16 protein-coding genes are annotated in these 15,986 nt (G+C 68.2%); 6 read left to right on the forward strand and 10 right to left on the reverse strand.

The genetic code is table 11. The features are described from left to right. Window positions 1–52: 52 nt before the first annotated feature. The 4 genes from OG579_RS17620 to OG579_RS17635 all read right to left on the reverse strand — a co-directional run bounded on the left by OG579_RS17620 (window position 53) and on the right by OG579_RS17635 (window position 3,539). Window positions 53–994 (reverse strand): type IV toxin-antitoxin system AbiEi family antitoxin domain-containing protein, encoded by a 942-nt coding sequence (locus tag OG579_RS17620; RefSeq protein WP_328856998.1) that lies wholly within the window; start codon window positions 992–994, stop codon window positions 53–55. 106 nt (window positions 995–1,100) lie between these two features. Next, the gene (locus tag OG579_RS17625; protein WP_328856999.1) at window positions 1,101–1,901 is read right to left on the reverse strand and encodes a VOC family protein; all 801 of its coding nucleotides are present in this window, start codon (window positions 1,899–1,901) and stop codon (window positions 1,101–1,103) included. A gap of 68 nt (window positions 1,902–1,969) precedes the next feature. Beyond that, the gene (locus OG579_RS17630) at window positions 1,970–2,332 is read right to left on the reverse strand and encodes a hypothetical protein (RefSeq protein ID WP_328857000.1); all 363 of its coding nucleotides are present in this window, start codon (window positions 2,330–2,332) and stop codon (window positions 1,970–1,972) included. A 4-nt stretch (window positions 2,333–2,336) separates the two neighbouring features. Further along, a complete protein-coding gene (locus OG579_RS17635; RefSeq protein WP_328857001.1) occupies window positions 2,337–3,539 on the reverse strand; it encodes a Rieske 2Fe-2S domain-containing protein in 1,203 nt (400 codons plus the stop codon). A 181-nt stretch (window positions 3,540–3,720) separates the two neighbouring features. Between OG579_RS17635 and hsaA the strand changes: the two genes are divergently transcribed. The 6 genes from hsaA to OG579_RS17665 are packed head-to-tail and all read left to right on the forward strand — an operon-like array spanning window position 3,721 to window position 9,570. After that, complete coding sequence (gene hsaA / locus OG579_RS17640; RefSeq protein ID WP_045824323.1) at window positions 3,721–4,902, forward strand: 3-hydroxy-9,10-secoandrosta-1,3,5(10)-triene-9,17-dione monooxygenase oxygenase subunit; 1,182 nt, start codon at window positions 3,721–3,723, stop codon at window positions 4,900–4,902. A 4-nt stretch (window positions 4,903–4,906) separates the two neighbouring features. After that, complete coding sequence (gene hsaC, locus OG579_RS17645) at window positions 4,907–5,833, forward strand: iron-dependent extradiol dioxygenase HsaC (RefSeq protein WP_328857002.1); 927 nt, start codon at window positions 4,907–4,909, stop codon at window positions 5,831–5,833. Between the two features lies 1 nt (window position 5,834). Further along, window positions 5,835–6,407, forward strand: a complete 573-nt coding sequence (gene hsaB / locus OG579_RS17650) for a 3-hydroxy-9,10-secoandrosta-1,3,5(10)-triene-9,17-dione monooxygenase reductase subunit (RefSeq protein ID WP_328857003.1) — start codon at window positions 5,835–5,837, stop codon at window positions 6,405–6,407. Next, window positions 6,398–7,585 (forward strand): hypothetical protein, encoded by a 1,188-nt coding sequence (locus tag OG579_RS17655; protein WP_328857004.1) that lies wholly within the window; start codon window positions 6,398–6,400, stop codon window positions 7,583–7,585. Before hsaB ends, OG579_RS17655 begins: the two co-directional genes overlap by 10 nt. Window positions 7,586–7,592: 7 nt before the next feature. Next, window positions 7,593–8,375 carry an SDR family oxidoreductase gene (locus tag OG579_RS17660; RefSeq protein ID WP_328857005.1) on the forward strand — a complete coding sequence of 261 codons (783 nt, stop codon included), beginning with the start codon at window positions 7,593–7,595 and terminating at the stop codon, window positions 8,373–8,375. A gap of 28 nt (window positions 8,376–8,403) precedes the next feature. Next, window positions 8,404–9,570: a sulfotransferase family protein gene (locus tag OG579_RS17665; RefSeq protein WP_328857006.1), complete on the forward strand. Its 1,167-nt coding sequence runs from the start codon at window positions 8,404–8,406 to the stop codon at window positions 9,568–9,570. Here the strand turns inward: OG579_RS17665 and OG579_RS17670 are convergent. The 6 genes from OG579_RS17670 to OG579_RS17695 form a co-directional block, all read right to left on the reverse strand. Continuing rightward, window positions 9,567–10,814, reverse strand: coding sequence for a sensor domain-containing phosphodiesterase (locus tag OG579_RS17670; protein WP_328857007.1), 1,248 nt, complete (start codon window positions 10,812–10,814; stop codon window positions 9,567–9,569). The two genes, OG579_RS17665 and OG579_RS17670, sit on opposite strands and share 4 nt — an antisense overlap. Before the next feature lie 72 nt (window positions 10,815–10,886). Continuing rightward, window positions 10,887–11,996, reverse strand: a complete 1,110-nt coding sequence (locus tag OG579_RS17675; protein WP_328857008.1) for an acyl-CoA dehydrogenase family protein — start codon at window positions 11,994–11,996, stop codon at window positions 10,887–10,889. After that, on the reverse strand, window positions 11,993–12,961 hold the full coding sequence (locus OG579_RS17680; protein WP_328857009.1) for an acyl-CoA dehydrogenase family protein: 969 nt from the start codon (window positions 12,959–12,961) through the stop codon (window positions 11,993–11,995). Before OG579_RS17680 ends, OG579_RS17675 begins: the two co-directional genes overlap by 4 nt. After that, window positions 12,958–14,142: an acyl-CoA dehydrogenase family protein gene (locus OG579_RS17685; RefSeq protein WP_328857010.1), complete on the reverse strand. Its 1,185-nt coding sequence runs from the start codon at window positions 14,140–14,142 to the stop codon at window positions 12,958–12,960. The genes OG579_RS17680 and OG579_RS17685 overlap by 4 nt, the downstream gene beginning before the upstream one ends. After that, window positions 14,143–15,039 (reverse strand): enoyl-CoA hydratase, encoded by an 897-nt coding sequence (locus OG579_RS17690; protein ID WP_328857011.1) that lies wholly within the window; start codon window positions 15,037–15,039, stop codon window positions 14,143–14,145. Between the two features lie 42 nt (window positions 15,040–15,081). Next, window positions 15,082–15,975 carry a helix-turn-helix domain-containing protein gene (locus OG579_RS17695; protein WP_328857012.1) on the reverse strand — a complete coding sequence of 298 codons (894 nt, stop codon included), beginning with the start codon at window positions 15,973–15,975 and terminating at the stop codon, window positions 15,082–15,084. Window positions 15,976–15,986: the final 11 nt, after the last annotated feature.

The raw sequence follows: 15,986 nt of genomic DNA on the forward strand, positions 1-15,986 counted from the left end.
GTCTCGGCGAACGCGAGGGTCGGGGCGCCCGCGTTTGCCGACTCCGCACGCGTTACGCGGCCATCAGGTCGAGTCGGACGAGCCACTCGCGGATCATCGGTAGCAACCGACCCGACACGAGGTCACTCCAGGTCCATCGGATGACCATGATCCCGAGTCGGCGTAGTGCGTCCTCTCGGAGCTTTTCTCGCTTCATCGCGTCGAACGGCGTCTCGCCGGGTCGCAGATACTTCTGATACTTGACGTCACCGTCGAATTCGCCGACCAACCGGCCCGACCAGTCGAAGTCGGTGCGCGCGATGACATTCCCGTCTGCGTCTCGGAACTCGTGCTGCAGGCGCGGTGTCGGGAGTCCCGACTCGATCATCACCGCACGGCTCCACGATTCCCCGGGATTCTCCGCCTTGCAGTCGGCGAGGGAGAACGCGCGGCGCGCCGGTCCGACTCCGCGGCGGGTTGCCGCGAGACCGTCGGCCATCGGCTCGCGGTCGGCGCCGAGGCGAAGTGCGGAATCGAAGACGGACAGCGCCGCGGCGAACCCGCCACGCGCCGTACGGGCGACGTCGACCGCAGTCCGTTCCAGCGAGGTGACGCGCACCCCGTCGATGGCCGTGACCTCGCCGTCGGCGAGTGAACCCACGTGATCTTGACGAATCGATGTCCGCCAGCCACCCGTGAGGCGCCCGTTCGTCGTGTGGATCCGTTGCAGATCCGGCCTCAGCAGCGACAGTCCGTGCACCGTGGCCGCAGACTGGTGGCTCAGAACCGAACGGTCGCCCGAGATCTCGGCCGACGCGACCGCGGCCAGTCGGTGAACGGCCTCGGGCGATCGCAGAGCGGGGGCGACGTACACGCCTCGGTGCACGCGACTCAGACGACCGTCGCGCAGCTCGCGTCTGATCTCGTCGTCGGTGAACCCCGCCGCCAAGGCGATCTCTCGGTGGACGAGTCCGTGACGATCGGTCGGGAAGGTGATCATCCTGTTCTGACTCACGCCGTGACCGTCCGGTTCCAGGCGCGACGAACGCGGGCCGATCCGTGTAACGCCGGTGCCGTGGCACCCGCGTTCCCCGATTCGACCCGCGTTCGCAAGCCGCGGGCTACATGCCTTCGGGGGGTGAGGCGTAGCAGAAGACGGCGCCCATGGGGTCCTTGGCGGAGGCGAGGGTGCCGAAGGGGGTCACCTCGCCGCCCATGAGGACCTCGCCTCCTTGTCGGGAGACCTCGGCGGTGGCCGCGGCGACGTCGTCGACGGTGACGTAGAACTGCCAGAAGGACGGCACCTCGGGCGGGAACACCTTCACCGCGTCCATGATCCCGGCGTAGCCCAGTTCGCCGTACATCAACTGCGAGTAGTGCTCCGGGCCCTGGGCGTCCTCGGCGCCCCCGGTGCCGACCTCGAGCAGGCTCGCCCCCGTCACCGTCGAGTAGAAGGCGGTCGATGCGGCGTAGTCCTTCGACTGGCTCTCGAACCAGTAGGGTGCGCCGTGCTCGCCCCAGGTGGTGAACCCGACATGGTCGGCGGGCTGCCAGAAGCCGATCGCGGCACCGGCCGGATCGGCGACCATCGCCATCGTGCCCTCGGTGCCGACGGCCATCGGCGGGACGATCACGGTGGCCCCGGCCTTCTCGGCGGCCGCGACGGTGGCGGCGGCGTCGGGGGCGTGCAGGTACACCGACCAGATGTCGGCGGGCCCGCCCGCCTGCTCCATCCACGGGCTCAGTCCCGCGACGCGGGCTCCGGCACGGGTGAAGTTCTGGTATCCGCCGAACTCTTCGCGCGGCGGTCCCTCGACCTCCCAGCCGAACACCGCACCATAGAACTCCGCGGCACGTGCGGGGTCGGAGCTCATCAGGTCGAACCAGATGGGTGCGCCGGCGGGCGCGGAGTACTCGGTCATCGTCAGATCCTCTCGCGGGTGGATGTCACCGGTACAGACCGGCGACGTCGCGAGAAATCATCGCCGATTCACTGGTGCGGCGGGATGATCCCCTCGATGACACCGTGGTCGATGCTGGCCGACAGCCGTGAACACGTGGGGGTCATCGCCGGGTTGCCGCCGCTGTCGCGGACCCTGGTCAGCTCCGAGCACTGCGCCCGGGCCTCGCCCGACCACTGCACGCTGGTCTGGAACTCGCTGATCTTCTTCACCATCACGCAGGCATGGCACGCCCGACACTCGATCTCGCGCAAACCGTCGCGCAGGTAGTGCGCCCGATCGCGGTCGGTGGCCGAGGCGATCTCGGCACGCCGGTGCGGGTCGTCGGCGAAGTCGGGGGCCTTCGCCCACGCACCCACCGACCCGGTCGGTCGGTCGACGGCCCGCGTCATCGCGTCACACCTTCGCGGCGTCGTTGGTCGCCGAGAGCTTCTGCTGCTCGGCCCGGATGTCGGACTCGGTGTCCTCGCCCGCGGCCTTGCGGCGCAGGTTGTCCTCGACCTCGACACCCCAGTTCTCCAGGGCCTTGGTGGTGTCGATCTCGTACTCGTAGCGTGCCGTCATCTCCTCGGTGACGTCGGCGGCGTCGACATAGAACTGCTCGTACCACCGGCGGAGCTGGTACACAGGCCCGTCCTCCTCGACGAGGAGGGGATTGTCGATGCGGCTCTTGTGCTTCCAGATCTCGACGTCCTGCAGGAACCCGACCTCGACGCCCTCGGAGATCTTGCGCGCCATGCCCTGCGCCTGCTCCTCGGACAAGCCGTCGGGCTTCTTGGCCATCACGCCGAACATCAACACGAACGAGTTGTTGTCGATGGGGTAGTGACAGTTGGTCAGGATCGTCTCGATCGCGTAGCCGCCGTAGGTCTGGTGCATCGGGTTCAGCATGTAGGCCGGACCGTAGTACGCCGCAATCGATTTCAGATAGCTGTCGCCATAGGCCGACGTCATCTCGATGTCGGGCCGGCCACGGGAGTTCATGTACTGCGCCGCGGTCTCGCCCTCGAAGACGTTCTTGAAGTAGTCGGGGAGCGCGTAGTGGATGTAGAAGAAGTGCGCCATGTCGACGACGTTGTCGATGATCTCCCGGCAGTTGGAGCCCTCGATGACGATCCGGTTCCACGTCCAGTCGGTCCACTCGCCGGTACCGAACTCCTCGATCTCGGGGATCACGACGTCGGCGGGCGGCGGGTTGCCCTCGGGATCGTTGTAGACGAACAGCTGTCCGTTGCGGATCATCGTCGGCCAGGCGCGGGTCTTCGCGAGCTTGGGTGTGCGCTTGGCGTAGGGGACGCCGGCGCAGCGGCCGTTGCCCTTCCAGCGCCAGTCGTGGAACGGACACGCGATGTTGCCGTCCTTGACGCTGCCCTTCGACAGGTCGCCGCCCATGTGGCGGCAGTACGCGTCGAGGATGCTCACCTCCCCGTCGGCATCGGACCAGACGACGAGTTTGGTGCCGAAGGCCTCGATGGAGTGCGGGACGCCGTCGGTGAACTCCGAGGCCAGACCCAGGCAGTGCCATCCCCGGGCGAAGCGGGTGGGCGGGGTCCCGGTGTCGATCTCGCGGATGGCGACATCGTTCTGCAGATCAGTCATCTCAACGCTCCTCGCGAACGGCCACACGCGGCGTGTACCCGCGGCATCATCAGTAGAACACGTTACAGAAATGCCCTTCGAGACGCCACTGTACCGGCGCAAACGCGCAGGCCTCGACATAAATGAGAACGTGTTCTAGTCTTGGATCCGAGATTGTTCACCATGAGTTGGGAGTGCGCGCATGACACAGCGGAGTGAGATCGGCACCGAGGTGCTGAACAAGATCGATTCCCTGCTGCCCGAGATCGAGAAGCGTGCCCAGGAGTGCGAGGATCAGCGCCGCATTCCCACCGAGACCATCGACAGCCTCGACGAGGTGGGCTTCTTCAAGCTCGTCCAGCCCTCGCAGTGGGGCGGCTACGAGGTCGACCCGGTCACCTACTACGAGGCTGTCCGACGTCTGGCCACCGCCTGCGGCTCCACCGGCTGGGTCTCGTCGATCCTCGGCATCCACAACTGGCACCTCGCGCTGTTCCCCCAGCAGGCGCAGGAGGAGGTGTGGGGCGACGACCCGACCACACGCATCGGTTCCTCCTACGCCCCGATGGGCATGGGTGAGGTCGTCGACGGCGGCTACAAGGTGAACGGCGAGTGGCACTGGTCGTCGGGGTGTGACCACGCGCAGTGGACCTTCGTGGGTGGCCCGGTGTTCAAGAACGGCAAGCCCGTCGACTTCGTCAGCTACCTGCTGCCCCGCAGCGACTACGAGATCCGCGACGTCTGGCACGTCGCAGGACTCAAGGGCACCGGATCGAACACGCTGGTCGTCAAGGACGCCTTCGTGCCCTCGCACCGCATGCTCAGCTTCCGTGCCATGGCCACCGGCACCGCGCCGGGCCTCGAGACCAACACCGCACCGGTCTACAAGATGCCCTGGGGCACCATCCATCCGACCGTGATCTCGACCCCGGTGGTCGGCATGGGCTACGGCGCGTACGCCGCACACGTCGAGGCCCAGGGCAAGCGTGTCCGCGCGGCCTACGCCGGTGAGAAGGCGAAGGACGACCCGTTCGGCAAGGTCCGTATCGCCGAGGCCGCCAGCGACATCGACGCCGCGTGGCGTCAGCTCTCCGGCAACGTCCAGGACGAATACGACCTCATCGTGGCCGGCGAGGAGGTCCCGATGGAGCTGCGGCTGCGTGCCCGTCGCGACCAGGTCCGCGCGTCGTCGCGCTCGATCTCCGCGATCGACCGCCTCTTCGAGGCCGCCGGCGCCCGGGCACTCGACAGCGATCAACCGCTGCAACGCTTCTGGCGGGACGCCCACGCCGGCCGTGTGCACGCCGCCAACGACGCCGAGCGTGCCTACCAGGCCTTCGCCAACGGGGAGTACGGCATCCCCATCGGCGACACGATGGTCTGATCGCATGGTCTCGGCAACCACCGACTCCGGACCGATCCGCTCGCTCGGATATATGCGCATCGAGGCCACCGACATGGCGGCCTGGCGCGACTACGGACTCAAGGTCCTCGGCATGGTGGAGGGCAAGGGCACCACCGAAGGCGCTCTCTACCTGCGCATGGACGACTTCCCGGCGCGACTGGTCATCGTCCCCGGCGACCAGGACCGCCTCGCCTCCTCGGGGTGGGAATGTGCGAATGCCGCAGGGCTGCAGGAGGTGCGGGACCGCCTCTCGGCGGCGGGCATCGTCTATCGCGAGGCGAAGGACTCCGAGCTCGTCGACCGTCAGGTCGTCGAGATGATCGTGTTCTCCGATCCCACCGGCAACGTCCTCGAGGCGTTTCACGGTGTGGCGCTGCAGCACCGACGGGTGGTGAGTCCGTACGGGCACACCTTCGTCACCGGTGAGCAGGGTCTCGGGCACGTGGTGCTCACCACCGACGACGACGAGGCCTCGCTCGAGTTCTATCGCGACGTCCTCGGCTTCCGTCTGCGCGACTCGATGCGCCTGCCCCCGCAGGTGGTCGGGCGCAACGAGGGCGACCCGACCCCGTGGCTGCGGTTCTTCGGATGCAATCCGCGCCACCACAGCCTCGCGTTCCTGCCGATCCCGAACACCACGGGGATCGTGCACCTCATGGTCGAGGTGGGCTCCACCGACGATGTCGGCCTCGCCCACGACCGGGCGCTGCGCAAGAAGGTGCCGATGTCGGCGACCCTGGGCCGCCACGTCAACGACCTCATGTACTCCTTCTACATGAAGACCCCCGGTGGGTTCGACATCGAATTCGGTTGCGAGGGGCGCACTGTCGACGATCACGAATGGGTGGCGCGCGAGAGCACCGCGGTGAGTCTCTGGGGCCACGACTTCTCCATCGGGTTCGCGAACTGACATGAGCCACGCCTCGCGAGGCACCACCGATTTCGACCCGCGCCAGTTCCGCACCGCGATGGGGCAGTTCTGCACCGGGGTCACCGTGATCACCACCCTCGACGCCGAGGGATCACCGGCCGGGTTCGCCTGCCAGTCGTTCGCCGCGCTGTCGCTCGACCCGCCGCTCGTGCTGTTCTGTCCGCAGAAGACCTCGCGCAGTTGGAAGGTCATCGAGACGGCCGGTCGGTTCTGCGTGAACATCCTGTCCAACCACCAGCAGGACGTCAGCGCCACCTTCGGCGCGCCGGGCACCGACAAGTTCGCGCACATCGACTGGGACCGGTCACCCGGGGGCCTGCCGGTGATCCGCCACTGCATCACCTGGGCGCAGTGCGACATCGAACGCGTCGACGACGGTGGCGACCACTTCATCGTGATCGGCAGGGTCACCGTGCTCGGCGAGATGCTGCAGGACAAGCCGTTGCTGTTCTACCGCGGCGGCTATCTGTCGACCGAACATCCGCGGGTGACGCCGGCGCAGGCCGAGCTCGAGAACTTCCTCACCTGGACCGGAGGCGACACATGGTTGTGACGGGCGACATCACCGCACCGCTGACCGAGGCGATCGCCGAGGCCGAGGAGTTGATCCGCGGAGCCGATTTCATCCGCACCGACATCGACCTCGCTGAGGGGTACAGCTATCTCGGGCAGAGCATCCACGCGGTGATGCAGCTCGCATGGTCGCGGGCGCTGACCCACCCGTTCTTCGTCACCTCCACCGGCCCCTACACGAAGATGGGTCTCGACAACCCCGACACCCTCTACTACAGCGCCGATCTCGTGGCGGGCGCCGAGTACCGGGTCACCGGGACGCGGGGCACCACGACCGATCTCAGTTTCCAGGTGATCACCGGCAACTACGACCCCGACCGGGTTCCCGGTGGCGACGACGCGTTCGACGACCGACGACTCGACATCGCCGCCGACGGTTCCTTCGAGTTGTGGTTCGGCCCCTACGGTTCCGACGAGACACGACCGAACCACTTCACCCTCGCAGACGGGGCCACCACGCTCGCGGTGCGCGAGGTGTTCGGCGACTGGCTCGCCGAGCAGAAGGGGACCATCGCGATCGAGCGCGTCGACACCGTGGGTACCCCGGCCGACGAACCCGACATCGCGGTTCTCACCAAGCGGTATCGGGTGGCGGGCAAGATGTTGCTCTCGCGGATCAACACATGGTTCAACTTCCCGAAATGGTTCTATCTCGACCTGCCGGTGAACACCTTCACCGAGCCCCGCCTCACCCCCGGCGGACTGTCGACACAGTTCTCCTCCGTCGGGCACTACGACCTCGCCGACGACGAGGCCATGATCATCACGGTCCCGAGATCCGATGCGCCGTACCAGGGTTTCCAGTTGGGGAGCATGTGGTACATCTCGCTCGACTACATCGGCCATCAGACCAGCCTCAACAGCGCCCAGGCGCAGACCGACCCCGACGGCATGATCCGCATGGTGGTCTCCCGCCGCGATCCCGGTGTCGCGAACTGGATCGAGACCACCGGCCGCAGCCACGGCATCCTGCAGATCCGGTGGCAACGCACCTCGGCGCCCATCCCCGCGTGCGCGGGCCCCACCGCGCAGGTCATCGCGTTCGACGATGTCGCACAACACCTCCCGTTCCACTCCCACAACGTGATCGACGCCGACGGTTGGCGGGAGCGGATCGCCGCCCGACAGCGCGGCATCGCGAGCAGGATGCTGGGGTGAGGGCGAGATGACCGGACTGTTGGACGGCAAGGTCGTCGTGGTCGGTGGCGTGGGTCCCGGACTGGGCCGGTCGATCTGCCTGCAGGCCGCCGCGGCCGGGGCATCGGTCGTGCTCGCGGCACGTACCCCCGAACGTCTGCACGCGGTGGTCGACGAGATCGCCACCGCCGGTGGTGTCGCGCACGCGGTACCGACCGACATCACCTCCGACGAGGCGGTCGACGCCCTCGTCACGGCGACGGTGGAGCGGTTCGGCCGCGTCGACGCGCTCGTCAACAACGCCTTCGCCCTGCCCTCGATGAAGTCGTTGGCCCGTACCGACTTCGACGCCATCACCTCCAGCCTCGACCTCACCGTCCTCGGCGGTCTGCGCATGACGAAGGCGTTCACCGAGGCCCTGGGCGCGACGTCCGGTGCGGTGGTGATGATCAATTCGATGGTGCTGCGCCACAGCGAACCCCGTTACGGCAGCTACAAGCTCGCCAAGGCCGCGCTCCTGGCGATGTCGCAGACCCTGGCCACCGAACTGGGGGACAACGGCATCCGGGTGAACAGCGTGGCGCCCGGGTACATCTGGGACGATCAACTCCGGTGGTACTTCGGCGAGGTCGCGAAGAAGTACGACATCAGCCCCGACGACGTCTACCGCGAGACGGCCTCGAAGTCGGACCTCAAACGACTGCCCGAACCCGACGAGATCGCCCGGGCGGTGGTGTTCCTGGCCTCGGACTGGGCCAGCGCGATCACCGGGCAGACCCTCGACGTCAACTGCGGCCAGTTCCATTGTTGATGCGAGATCACTCCTGAGAGGACCGACGATGACCGGACGTACCGGTGTGGGCACCGTCGAGGATCTGCACGCCTCGGCGATCAAGGCCTGCGGGCTCGACGATTTCGGTACCGACGAGCCGGGCGGTGACGACTACCGCGAGGGCCTGTCGGTGCTGCTGGAGAGTTACCAGCGAGACGCAGGCCTGACCGAACTGGGCAGCAAGATGTCCCGGTTCTTCCTCCGCGGCGCACTGGTGGCGCGGCTGGTCAGTCAGGCGTCGTTCACGGCGAACCCCGGGTTGTCCTCGACCCCGATCACCCGGCCGATCTTCGTCACCGGGCTACCGCGGACGGGCACCACGGCACTGCACCGCCTGCTGACCGCCGATCCCGCGCACCAGGGTCTCGAGATGTGGTTGGCGGAGTTCCCCCAACCGCGCCCGCCGCGCGACACGTGGGCCGCGAATCCGGTGTTCCAACAGATCAATGCCGGCCTCGAGCAACACCACGTGGAGAACCCGGAGTTCATGGGCCTGCACTACATGAGTGCCGACGACGTCGAGGAGTGCTGGCAACTCCTGCGGCAGACCATGATGTCGATCTCGTACGAGTCGCTGGCGCATCTGCCGACCTACTCACGCTGGCTCGACGGTCGTGACTGGACGCCCGCCTACGAACGCCACCGTCGCAACCTGGCACTGATCGGTGCGAACGAGCCCGAGAAGCGGTGGGTGCTCAAGAATCCGAGCCACCTGTTCGCTCTCGACGAACTCCTCGCCGTCTATCCCGACGCCCTCGTGGTCCAGACCCACCGGCCGCCGCGCACGATCATCGGATCGATGTGTTCGTTGGCCGCCAGCGCCACCGACGGGTGGTCGACGACGTTCGTCGGCGACACCATCGGTGCGACCCAACTCGAACTGTGGTCGCGGGGTCTGCAGCGATTCACGCAGGCGCGGGCACGACACGATCCGGCGTCGTTCGTCGACATCGACTTCGCCGACCTCCGTGACGATCCCCTCGGCGCGGTCGAGACGATCTACACCGCACTGGGCACGCCTCTCGGCGACGAGGCACGCGCGGCGATGGTCGCGATGGACGCCGAGAGCAAGAGCGGCGATCGCAAACCGGTGCACCGCTATTCGCTCGAGGACTTCGGACTCACCGAGGCCGCCGTCGACGACGCGTTCGACGGCCTGGTCGCCCGCCGCTAGATGCGCTCGGTCACGTCCCCGGCACGCAGGGCGATCGGATAGGGCTGCGGCACCTGGAAGTGGTAGCCCTGCGCCAGCGGGCAGTGCAGCGCGACGAGCGAGGTGACCTGCTCGGGCGTCTCGATCCCCTCGGCGATCACGCTGAGATTGTTGGCCGCGGCGTGGCTGATGAGTCCGCTGAGCAGGTGGTCGACGACGTCGGTGCCGAGGCCGGCGGTGAGGGACGCGTCGATCTTGAAACCGTCGATGGGCCAGGTGATCATGCGGCTGAGCGACGACCATCCGCGGCCCACGTCGTCGATCACGATGTGGGTGCCGAGAGCGCGCAGCGCGGAGATCGCCTCGATGGCCTCGGTGTCGTCGAGGGTGGCCGATTCGACGAGCTCGAGGCACAGGCGTTCGGGGGGCAGCGCGCCCTCGGCGACGGCGTCGAGCAGGAGGTGCAGTCGCGCCGGTCGGATCAGATGCGCGCCGTCGACGTTGACGTGCAGCACGGTGTCCGACGACCCGGCCATCACCGTCATCGCGATGCGCATCACCGACAGGTCGATGTCGAGCATGATGTCGGTGTCGCGGACCGCGGGCAGGAAACGGCTCGGTGGGAGAAGACCGTCGGTGGGGTGCATCCAGCGGCACAGCGCCTCGTACCCGTGCATGCGGCGGGTGCGCGGATCGACGATCGCCTGGAAGTACGGGCGGATCTCGCCGCGCTGGAGCCCGGTGATGATCTCGTCGAGCGGGTAGACCCCGGCGGTGACCTCCCGGTCGCGCTGCAACTCGAGTTGCTCCTCGAGGACGCGGGCGTACTTCTGCAGCAGGGTGAGGTCGTCGACGTCGAGTTCACGCACTTCCGTGTCGGTGAGGCACAGCGTCCCGATCGCGGTGTGCTCGCGACTGAACAGGGGTACACCGACGTACGTCCGCAGACCGGCCTTGCGCAGCGGATCGAGCAGGGACTCGTTGATCGTCGAGTTGGTGGCGTCGGCGATGACGAGCGGACGTCCGGTGTCGACGACCTCACGGCAGGTGGTGTTCTGGCGCGGCGTGACCGTGCCGATGGCTCCGTGGACGCCGTGCGCGGCCAGCACGTACTGGTTCTCGTCGTCGAGGATGTGCAGGATCGCCATCGAGAAGTCCACCGCACGCGCCGCGAGTTCGAGAGTGGTGGTCAGAGCAGCGCTGACCGCCTTCGGGTCCACATAATTCGTCGCGTTCCCGCCGCGCGAACTCGAGCGGTCGTTCATCATCGCGATGGTAATACGGTGATCGCGACGACGGACTGATGTGGACGCAAGTCGGTCGAACGGCTGAACTTTTTACAGTCCGAGGGTCTTCGCGAGACCGTCGGACGCCGTCTGCGTGCGTCCGAACAGCTGCGCGTCGGTGTGGGCGCGTTTGAAGTAGAGCTGGACGTCGTGCTCCCAGGTGATGCCGATCCCGCCGTGCATCTGCATCGCCTCTCCGGCGACGGCCGCCGCGGCGCGCGAGCAGTGGATGCGGGCCGCGGCGATGGTGGGCTCGGCGCCGTCCGGTCCGGAGTCGTGCGCCACCGCGTGGGCGGCGGCGTACGAGATCGATCGTGCCGACTCGACCGCGACGAACATGTCGGCCATGCGGTGTTTGAGGGCCTGGAACGAGCCGATCGGGCGGCCGAACTGGGTACGTGCGGCCGTGTGGGCGACCGTGCGGTCGAGCAGTTCTGCGGCCACCCCGACCTGCTCGGCGCTGAGGGCGACCGCGGCGACGGCCTGGAGTCGACCGATGAGGTCACCGGGTGCGGCGATCGTCTGAGCGGGTGTGTCGTCGAAGGTCACCCGGGTCAGCGGTCGTGTCGGGTCGAGCACGGGCAGCGGTGTCCGGGACACCCCGTCGGCGTCGGGGGAGACCTCGTGCAGGGTCGTGTGCGTCCCCGAGCGGGCGATCACCAGGAACACGTCGGCGTACTCGCCGTCGAGCACGTAGTGCGCCGTCCCGGTCAGTAGTCCACCATCGGCGACGACACCGGGGGTGTCCCAACCCGATTCGCCGGCCCAGCACAGTGCGGCGACCGACGACCCCTCGGCGATGCCGGGGAGCAATCGTGCGCAGGCGTCGTCGTCGCGGGTGAACAGCAGGGCCTGCGTGGCGAGAACCGAGCCGAGCATCGGCACGGGGTGCAGCGACCGCCCGAGTTCCTCGAGGACGATGTGGCTCTCCACCAGCGTGGCGCCGACCCCGCCGAACCGTTCGGGCACGGCGAGCGCGGCCACCCCCACCTGCTCGGCCAGCGTTCTCCACAGGTAGCCGTCGAACCGGGGGGTCGCGGCCATGGCCGCGCGCAGCGACGCCGATCCACCCTGGCGGGCCAGCACGGTGCGCACCGAGTCGCGCAGCGCGGACTGTTCGGCGGTGTCGACCCCGGGTGCGGCGAACACGGTGTCGCTCATGCGGTGATCGCCGACAACACCGTGCGGCGGTGTCGCGCCGCGGTGCCCCACGCCGACTGCAGCGCACGGGTCTTGGTCAGGTAGAGCGACAGGTCGTGTTCGGCGGTGTAGCCGATCGCGCCCAGGGTCTGCAGGGCGGTGCGTGCCGCGAGATCGGCGGCGCGACCGCAGGCGACCTTCGCGGCGGAGACGTCGCGTCCGGTCGTCACGGCGCCGGAGTCGATCGCCAGCGCGGCCCCGTGCACCAGGGGGCGTGCCATCTCCACGGCGATCGCGACGTCGGCGAGGTGGTGCTTCACGGCCTGGAACGATCCGATCGGGCGCCCGAACTGGGTCCGGTTGCGCGCATGATCGCTCGCCGTCGACAGCATCGCCGACGCCAGACCCACCAGCTGTGCCGCGGTGGCCAACGCGCCGATCTCGAGGGCCCGCTGCGTGTCGATGTCGGTCGCCACCGACTCGCGGGCGACGACGGTGGAGATGTGCCGCGACCGGTCGACCGAGGCGTGGGTGACGTCGGGTTCGGCGACGTGCAGTGTCGAATCCTGCAGGAGCAGAACGAGGTCGGCGGCCACCGCGTCGGCGGCGTAGGGCACCTCGTCGGGCACCGCGATCGTCGCCAGGTCCCCCGCGAACAGTGGTTCGGCGAGGTCGGCCCGTCCGGCCGCGGACAGCACGACCGGGACGACGGCGACGGTCTCGGCGACCGGGCCGGGTACGCAGTGGCGTCCGAGTTGTTCGGCCGCGACGACCATCTCGACCGCGCCCGCCCCGACGCCGCCCGCCTCCTCCGAGGCGAGTAGCGCGGTGACGCCGGTGTCGGCGAGCCTGCGCCACACCGCTCGCCCCGGGGCGTGATCGCCGTCGTTCCACGCCCGCACCACCGCGGGCATGTCGGCGCGGGCGAGCATCGCGTCGATGCTGCCCGCGAGATCGAGGTGTTCGGTGTCGAGCAGGAATCTCATCGGTCGCCTCTCGGGAGTCCCAGCAGCCGCTCGGCGATCACGTTGCGCTGGATCTCGTTGGTGCCGGCGTAGATCGGGCCCGACAGGGAGAACAGATGACCGCCCATCCAGTCGTGGTCACCGCCGGGGGAGTCGGCGCGTTCGGCGTCCACACCGAGGAGATCGAGTGCGGTCTCGTGGGTCGCGATGTCCCACTCGGACCAGAACACCTTGGTGATCGACGACTCCATCCCCAGCTGCCCGCCCTCGGCGAGACGACTGACCGTCGCGTACGTCGACAGCTCGTAGGCTCGGGCGCCGATCCAGGCGTCGGCGACACGCGCGCCGAGCGCTGCGGCGTCGGGGTCCGTGGGATCCCGGTGCCCCCAGAGTTCGAGCAGCCGGTCGGTGGTCGCCAGGAACCGGCCCGGTGACCGCAGTGACAGACCGCGTTCGTTGGCCGCCGTGCTCATCGCGATCTTCCACCCGTTGCCGGCCTCGCCGATGACCCCCGATTCCCCGGGGTTGTCGGGGTCGTCGGGCACGAAGACGTCGTCGAGGAACAATTCGGCGAAACCCGGTTCGCCGTCGAGCTGGGCGATGGGCCGCACCGTGACGCCCTCGGCACGGAGATCGAACATGAAGTAGGTCAGCCCCCGGTGGCGGCTGGAATCGGCGTCGGTGCGGAACAATCCGAACCCGCGGTCGGCGAAACTCGACCGGGAACTCCACGTCTTCTGGCCCCGCAGCAGCCAGCCGCCGTCGGTGCGGACCGCGCTCGACCGCAGCGATGCGAGGTCGCTGCCCGACTCCGGCTCACTCCACGCCTGTCCCCAGATGTCCTCTGCTCGCGCCATTCTCGGCATGATGCGGGCGAGCTGTTCGGGGTGTGCGTGATCGAAGAGGGTCGGGGCGAGCAGGAAGATGCCGTTCTGGCTCACGCGGCCCGGGGCCCGGGAACGGTAGTACTCCTCCTCGAAGACCACCCAGTGCAGAAGGCTCGCGTCGCGACCACCGAACTCCTGCGGCCAGCTCACCACCGACATCCGCGCGTCGGCCATGGTGGCCTCCCACGCGCGGTGTGCCTCGAATCCCTCGGCGGTGTCCATCGAGGGCAGGGGTGTGGTCGGTACGTTGGCCTGCAGCCAGTCCCGCACCTCGAGGCGGAAGGCCTCGACGTCGCTGTCGAATTCGAGATCCATCTACGACGCCCCGCTCGCCTTCATCGACCGGGCGTCCATGCCGCCCAACGCATCCCCGCCGGACGCCTCGGCGTTCGCGCTGTGGGCGAAGTGGTGCCAGCCGAACACGGAGTCCATCGAGTTCCGCAGGCCCATCTGGTCCTCGCAGATGTTGACGGCCTTCTTGCACAGCGCCAGACCCAGCGGGGGCATCTCGGTGATCGACGCCGCGATCTCGGCGACCTTCGTCGACAGTTCGTCACGCGGGACGACGTGATTGACCATGCCCCAGTCGAGCGCCTCGGCTGCGGTGAAGCGGCGGCCGGTGAACAGGATCTCCTTCGCGCGCCGGGGGCCGAGCACGAAGGCGTGGGCGAAGTACTCGACACCCGGGATACCCATGCGGGCAACCGGATCGGAGAAGAAGGCATCGTCGGACGCGACGATGAAGTCGCAGATCCACGCCAACATGAGACCGCCCGCGATGCACGCGCCGTGTACCTGCGCGATCATCGGCTTGGGGATGTCCCGCCAGCGGCGGCACATCCCGACGTAGACCTCCATCTCGCGTGCGAGGCGCTGATCGCCACCGGTGCGGTCGGTGTGGTCCCAGTAGATGGTCGCGGTGTTGGGGTACTCGACGTGGAAGTCACGTTCGGGGGTGCCGATGTCGTGGCCCGCGGAGAAGTGTTTGCCGTGGGCGCGCAGCACGATCACCGATACTCCGCGGTCGTCGACCGCCTTCACGAATGCGGCGTCGAGCGAATAAGTCATCACCGAGTTCTGCGCGTTGCGGTAGTCGGGACGGTTGAGCGTCACGTACGCGACACCGTCGACCACCTCGTAGGCGACCGGCGTGGAGTCCGCGGTCAGCTCGGCGCCGGTGAGAGGTGCCGGGATCTGCGGTGGTGAGGTCATGGCCCGACCATACCTAGCAAGTGCTTGGTTGGTAAAGCGACCTCAGGGGGTCGTCGCGCCGTCTGTCGTGGTGACGGCCTCGCGCAGGCGCTCCACGATGTGGTCGATCCGGCGTGCATCCACCGTCGCGCCCGGACAGGCGACCAGCGATGCGGTCACCCGGTACGACCCGTCGGACTCGATCCGATCCGGGGTGACGACGGGTACCGCGACCGACATGGTCGGGACCCTCCCGGACAGATCCTCCGGTCGGTAATCCGACGTCATCAGGTCGATCAGCAGGTCGGCGATGCGGCGTTGCACCGCCGGGGCCGAATCGGCGCGGTGCACCGAGTGCAGCGTCGCCATCACCTCGGTCGCCTCGCGCCCCAGGTTCTCCACGCTGAAACCGCGATCGCCGACGGTGCGGATCACGTCGGTGATCGCGTCGCGCGCCGCCTCGGGCACGGTGTCGAGCCACTGCGCGCGCTCGGTGGATCGTTCCCACGCGATGAACTCCCGACACAGGGGGGCCCAGATCGGGATGCGCATGCCGGTCTGCGCCCACGCGATGTCGCCGGCGATGTCGGCCACGGTGATGGACGCGTCCTCGCGTTCGGCGAGGAAGACCGGCATGGCGAGGTCGCGTGCGGCAGCACGTATCGACGGGCCGAAGGTCACCACCAGGGGGCGTGTGCGCACCGATGCGGCCATCCGTCCGAGGAACGCCGGCGCCAGCGCGAAACGGTTGTCCTCGCCACGGTCGACCCACCGCTCCGCGCACAACTGGGTGAGCACGGCGTGCGCGGTCGCACGGGTCATCCCGACTGCGCGCACGATCTCGGCGAGCGACGGCCGCCGGGACGGATCCGAGGCGAGGAACTCGACGACGGCGACCACGCGGTGCGTCGGCGCCGACACCGGTTGACGCTCCGATGTCGTGGTGTTTACTGTCACATAGTCGAACG

The sequence above is a fragment of the Williamsia herbipolensis genome (assembly GCF_036153515.1).
GTDB lineage: Bacteria > Actinomycetota > Actinomycetes > Mycobacteriales > Mycobacteriaceae > Williamsia_A > Williamsia_A herbipolensis.

Coding starts and splice junctions, on each gene's coding strand:
- OG579_RS17625 (WP_328856999.1), bottom strand. CDS start 1,901: ATGACCGAGTACTCCGCGCCCGCCGGCGCACCCATCTGGTTCGACCTG.
- OG579_RS17630 (WP_328857000.1), bottom strand. CDS start 2,332: ATGACGCGGGCCGTCGACCGACCGACCGGGTCGGTGGGTGCGTGGGCG.
- OG579_RS17635 (WP_328857001.1), bottom strand. CDS start 3,539: ATGACTGATCTGCAGAACGATGTCGCCATCCGCGAGATCGACACCGGG.
- hsaA (WP_045824323.1), top strand. CDS start 3,721: ATGACACAGCGGAGTGAGATCGGCACCGAGGTGCTGAACAAGATCGAT.
- hsaC (WP_328857002.1), top strand. CDS start 4,907: ATGGTCTCGGCAACCACCGACTCCGGACCGATCCGCTCGCTCGGATAT.
- hsaB (WP_328857003.1), top strand. CDS start 5,835: ATGAGCCACGCCTCGCGAGGCACCACCGATTTCGACCCGCGCCAGTTC.
- OG579_RS17655 (WP_328857004.1), top strand. CDS start 6,398: ATGGTTGTGACGGGCGACATCACCGCACCGCTGACCGAGGCGATCGCC.
- OG579_RS17660 (WP_328857005.1), top strand. CDS start 7,593: ATGACCGGACTGTTGGACGGCAAGGTCGTCGTGGTCGGTGGCGTGGGT.
- OG579_RS17665 (WP_328857006.1), top strand. CDS start 8,404: ATGACCGGACGTACCGGTGTGGGCACCGTCGAGGATCTGCACGCCTCG.
- OG579_RS17670 (WP_328857007.1), bottom strand. CDS start 10,814: ATGAACGACCGCTCGAGTTCGCGCGGCGGGAACGCGACGAATTATGTG.
- OG579_RS17675 (WP_328857008.1), bottom strand. CDS start 11,996: ATGAGCGACACCGTGTTCGCCGCACCCGGGGTCGACACCGCCGAACAG.
- OG579_RS17680 (WP_328857009.1), bottom strand. CDS start 12,961: ATGAGATTCCTGCTCGACACCGAACACCTCGATCTCGCGGGCAGCATC.
- OG579_RS17685 (WP_328857010.1), bottom strand. CDS start 14,142: ATGGATCTCGAATTCGACAGCGACGTCGAGGCCTTCCGCCTCGAGGTG.
- OG579_RS17690 (WP_328857011.1), bottom strand. CDS start 15,039: ATGACCTCACCACCGCAGATCCCGGCACCTCTCACCGGCGCCGAGCTG.